General features: G+C 30.5%; 4 protein-coding genes. 2 read left to right on the top strand and 2 right to left on the bottom strand.

Going from position 1 to position 4774, the window contains the following annotated elements; all coding sequences use genetic code 11:
- Nucleotides 1-59 precede the first annotated feature (59 nt).
- Nucleotides 60-3803: a phosphoribosylformylglycinamidine synthase gene (locus HUJ77_RS14615; RefSeq protein ID WP_291709886.1), complete on the bottom strand. Its 3744-nt coding sequence runs from the start codon at nt 3801-3803 to the stop codon at nt 60-62.
- A 292-nt stretch (nt 3804-4095) separates the two neighbouring features.
- Here HUJ77_RS14615 and HUJ77_RS14610 point away from each other — a divergent pair, with 292 nt between their 5' ends.
- Together HUJ77_RS14610 and HUJ77_RS14605 are read left to right on the top strand one after the other, a co-directional pair.
- Nucleotides 4096-4284 carry a hypothetical protein gene (locus tag HUJ77_RS14610; protein ID WP_291709884.1) on the top strand — a complete coding sequence of 63 codons (189 nt, stop codon included), beginning with the start codon at nt 4096-4098 and terminating at the stop codon, nt 4282-4284.
- Nucleotides 4285-4298: 14 nt separating this feature from the next.
- The gene (locus HUJ77_RS14605; RefSeq protein ID WP_291709881.1) at nt 4299-4490 is read left to right on the top strand and encodes a hypothetical protein; all 192 of its coding nucleotides are present in this window, start codon (nt 4299-4301) and stop codon (nt 4488-4490) included.
- Between the two features lie 174 nt (nt 4491-4664).
- Here HUJ77_RS14605 and HUJ77_RS14600 read toward each other — a convergent pair.
- Nucleotides 4665-4774 (bottom strand): zinc-ribbon domain containing protein (locus tag HUJ77_RS14600; RefSeq protein ID WP_291709888.1); only part of this gene is annotated, 110 nt, incomplete at its 5' end.

Below are 4774 nucleotides of genomic sequence, written 5' to 3'. Positions count from 1 at the left end.
CCTATTCGACTTCGCTCATATGTGTAAGTTCGGCTAAGCCAAATCATAGATTTGGAGCCTTACTTATAGTAATTAACTCCTGCTTTAAATATCTTTTGATCAAAGTTTCCTGGTATATTTTTATATAGGTCTTCTCCTATTCTTTCTGAATGTCCCATTTTACCTAGGATTCTTCCATCTGGACTTGTTATTCCTTCTATGGCTAACATTGAGCCATTTGGATTATAAGGCATATCCATAGATATATTTCCATTTAAATCTACATATTGAGTTGCTATTTGACCATTTTTACTTAGTTTCTCTAATACTTCTTTTGGTGCTACAAATCTTCCTTCACCATGTGAAATAGCAACTGAATGTATATCTCCTATATTAACTTCACTAAACCAAGGTGATTTATTTGAGGTAATCTTTGTTCTTATTATTGAGCTCATATGCCTGTTAATTTCATTATTAGTTAAAGTTGCCATGTCTTCTTTAATATCCACTATTTCTCCATAAGGAACTAATCCAAGTTTAATTAAGGCTTGGAATCCATTGCATATTCCTAGCATTAATCCATCTCTATTTTTTAGTAAGTCCATTACAGCTTCCTTAACTCTTTCATTTCTAAATACATTAGCTATAAATTTACCAGATCCATCAGGTTCATCCCCTGCTGAAAATCCCCCAGGTAGCATTATAATTTGACTTTTTCTTATTATTTCTTCCATCTTTAAAATAGATTCATTTAAAGATTCCTTATTCATATTATTAAAGATAAGCTCTATAACTTCCGCACCTTCTTTTCTAAAAGCTCTAGCACTATCATATTCACAATTTGTCCCTGGAAATACAGGTATAAATACTTTTGGTTTAGCTATCTTTATAACAGGCTTCTTTATTTCTTTTCTTTCAAATAAATTTAATTCAACATTTTCATTTCTTTCTTCTGTTTTTATTTTAAATACCTTAGATAATTTTTCTTCTAATACTCCCTCTAAAAAATTTATATCAAAGTTAATATCATATTTATTAAAAACTATAGCCCCATTTTTAATTGTTTTGCCTATTGCTTTATAAGCGCAGTCCTTAAACTCCTTATCTATGTCAACTTCATTCTTAACTTCTAAAACTAAACTCCCATAGTTAAGCCCAAATAATTCTTCCTTGGATAAATCTTCAATTTCTACCCCAATTCTATTTCCTAAAGTCATCTTAGTTAAAGCTTCTGCTATTCCCCCAAATTTAATTGAGGATGCTGAAATAACTTTTCTCTCTTTAATTAACTTATAAAGTCTTTCTAAGTTATTTTTAAAGCCCTTAACTTTTAATGTCATATCCTTATTTTTTTCTGCAATTAATAAAACTATTTTTGAATCTATATTTTTAAATTCTGGAGAAATTATATCCTTTGCCTTTTCTAAATCTACAGCAAAGGCTACTAATGATGGAGGTACATCTAAATCTTCAAAGGTGCCTGACATAGAATCCTTTCCACCAATAGCTAGTATTCCTAAATCCATTTGTGCTTGATATGCCCCAAGTAAAGCTGCAAATGGCTTTCCCCATTTAATTTCATTTTTCCCTAATCTCTCAAAATACTCTTGAAGAGTAAGTCTTGCCTTTTTATAATTCCCACCCATAGCTGAAAGCTTTGTTATAGCTTCAATTACTGAATAATATGCCATATGGTATGGACTCCACATCCCCATTTCTGGATTAAATCCATATGTCATTAAGGTTGCATCTTTACTTTCTCCATTTAATACTGGAATCTTTGCTGCCATTCCTTCTGCTGGTGTTTTTTGATACTTTCCTCCAAAAGGCATAAGTACTGTGCCTGCTCCAATAGTTGAATCAAACCTTTCTACTAAGCCTTGTTGTGATGAAACATTTAGTTTTCTTAATATATTAATCCATTCTTCTTTCACATTTAAATTGCTTTTAATAATGAATGGATATTCTTCTGGTGATTTCACTTTAATATTAGTACTTTGCCTTGCCCCATTTGTATCTAAAAATTCTCTTTTTAAATCAACTATATTTTCACCTCTCCAGAACATCTTAAGCCTTTCGGAATCAGTAACCACTGCAACTTGTACTGCTTCTAAATTTTCCCTATTCGCTAATTCTACAAATTTTTCTTTATTATCTTTAGATATAACAACTGCCATTCTTTCTTGAGATTCAGAAATTGCAATTTCAGTTCCATCTAGCCCTTCATATTTCCTCGGAACCTTATCTAAATCAATATCTAGACCTCTTGTTAATTCTCCAATTGCTACTGAAACTCCCCCTGCTCCAAAGTCATTACATCTTTTTATCATTTTAGTTACTTCTTTATTTCTAAAAAGTCTCTGAATTTTTCTCTCTATTACTGGATTTCCTTTTTGAACCTCTGCACCACATTCATTTATAGAATCTTCAGTATGTTCTTTTGAAGAGCCTGTTGCTCCACCTAATCCATCTCTCCCCGTTCTTCCACCTAATAGAATTACAATATCGCCAGGTTTAGGTTCTTCTCTTATAACATTCCCTATAGGTGCTGCTGCTATAACTGCTCCAATTTCCATTCTTTTAGCAACATAATTGGTATGATATATTTCAGTAACTTCCCCAGTAGCAAGTCCTATTTGATTTCCATAAGAGCTATATCCATGAGCAGCCCTTAAGGTTATTGTTCTTTGTGGAAGTTTTCCTTTCAAAGTTTCCTCAATACTATCTGTTGGATCAGCACATCCAGTAACTCTCATTGCTTGATATACATAAGTTCTTCCTGATAAAGGATCCCTAATAGCTCCACCTAAACAGGTAGCAGCTCCACCAAATGGTTCAATTTCTGTGGGATGATTATGAGTTTCATTTTTGAACATCACTAGATATTCTTCATTTCCTTTGTCAGTTTCAATATTTACTTTTATGGAACATGCATTTATTTCATCTGAAATATCTAAATCCTCTAAAAGACCTTTTTTTCTCATTTCCTTCATAGTAATAACTGCTATATCCATAAGAGTTTCATCTCTATGTTCTTCTCCATATACAAAATCCCTTGATTTTAAATATGCTTCATATGACTTTACTATTGGTAATGTATAAAGACCTTCTTCAATATTTACACCTTCTATTGCTGTAGAAAAGGTAGTATGTCTACAATGATCTGACCAGTAAGTATCTATAACTCTTATTTCAGTTATCTTTGGATCTCTTCCCTCTTCTTTAAAATAATTTCGTATAAGCTTAAGATCTTCTATGCTCATTGCTAAGCACATTTTTTCATGTAGTTCTTCTATTTCCATGTCATTTTTATTTCTAAGCCCATTTAATACTTCTATATCCTTTGGCTTTGGAAGATTTGAAGATAATTCTAAATTATCTATTTTAACTTCTCTTGAATCTACTGGATTAATATAATATTTTTTTATTTTATCTACTTCATCTTCTGATAAATTTCCACTTAGTACTATAATCTTTGTCCATTTAACTTCTATCTTATCCCCAGAAGTTAATATAGAATAACATTCAGAAGCTGAATCTGCTCTTTGATCATATTGCCCAGGTAAATATTCAACTGCGAAGGCAATTTCATCTCCCCCTATATTAATGTTATTTTCATATACTTCATCAACTGTTCTTTCTGAAAAAATGGTATGAAGAGATTTTTTATAATCTTCTTCTTTAACTTCTCCTAATGTATATTTATTAATTAGCTTTACTGATTTCAATGTATTTATTCCTAAGTTATTTTTTAGATCTTCTAATAAGCTTTTCCCTTCTACATCATACTCGTCTTTTTTTTTCACAAATATACATTTCAACATGAATCTTTATACCCCCAAAGTTAATAGTATAGATTATACGAACATTATTTTATATATTTATTAATTTTTTCGTAATTCCTATTTTAAGGGTAGCATTTCAATGGATATATGTCAACATTATCCTTTCATTTTATAAAATAATTCGCCATATTACGAACATTATCTTTTTACCACCCCTTAATCCTCGGATGTTTTATTTTCCTGCTTTTAACTTTAAAAATTTATTTATTAATGCTATTTATTTTGTTTATTTGCTAATACTAATAAAGACATTAAAAAGGTGGTGTTAATTATGAATAGAAATGCAAAAGAAAATTTAAATCTTGCTCTAAAAGAACTTTGTAATTGTGAGAATCATTTAAATACTGCCTACTTAAATTCAGAAGAATCTTATAATAGAACTGAGATTCATGAAGCTCTTAAAGCTGTAAGTAGTGCAGTTGATGCTGCTCAAGATGCTATTAGAAAATATAAAGATTAAAAGGAGTGTTTTGTATGGGACATAGACCTGATGCTAAAGATGAATTAAGAGAAGCATTGACTAGTATAAATCATGCTCAAGAATTTTTAAATGATGCTATTAATACCGTTGAAAAAGAAGAGAACAGACAATTATTACAAAATACATTAGCTAAAGTAAATAAAGCAATAAATGCAACTAGAACTTCCACTTATGGATATAAATAAAAAAGAATATAGATATTACATTCTTCGCGACCTCGCAGGCTCCAAGTCTCCAGAATATAATATCCATATCCTCAAATACTAAAGGAAAGGAATTTATAAAAAATTATACACAGGGCAATATTTTTATAAATTCCTAAAAAATAAAGACTGTAGGCTACCCTACAGTCTAATTAACTATCTTCTGTTGTTTTGAGCTTTTCTAGCTTTTCTACAAGCAGGACATCTTACTGGTTCGTTGTCAAATCCTTTTTCTTTGTAGAATTCTTGTTCTCCAACTGTGAATA

The organism is Clostridium sp. (assembly GCF_021443865.1).
Classification (GTDB): Bacteria; Bacillota; Clostridia; order Clostridiales; family Clostridiaceae; genus Clostridium.
Note: the sequence above shows the minus strand (reverse complement) of the source record. Positions and strands in the feature narration are given on the sequence as shown.

What these genes read in the sequence shown, in the direction of transcription:
- HUJ77_RS14610 (WP_291709884.1), top strand. Translation starts at nt 4,096, where the DNA reads ATGAATAGAAATGCAAAAGAAAATTTAAATCTTGCTCTAAAAGAACTT.
- HUJ77_RS14615 (WP_291709886.1), bottom strand. Translation starts at nt 3,803, where the DNA reads ATGTTGAAATGTATATTTGTGAAAAAAAAAGACGAGTATGATGTAGAA.
- HUJ77_RS14605 (WP_291709881.1), top strand. Translation starts at nt 4,299, where the DNA reads ATGGGACATAGACCTGATGCTAAAGATGAATTAAGAGAAGCATTGACT.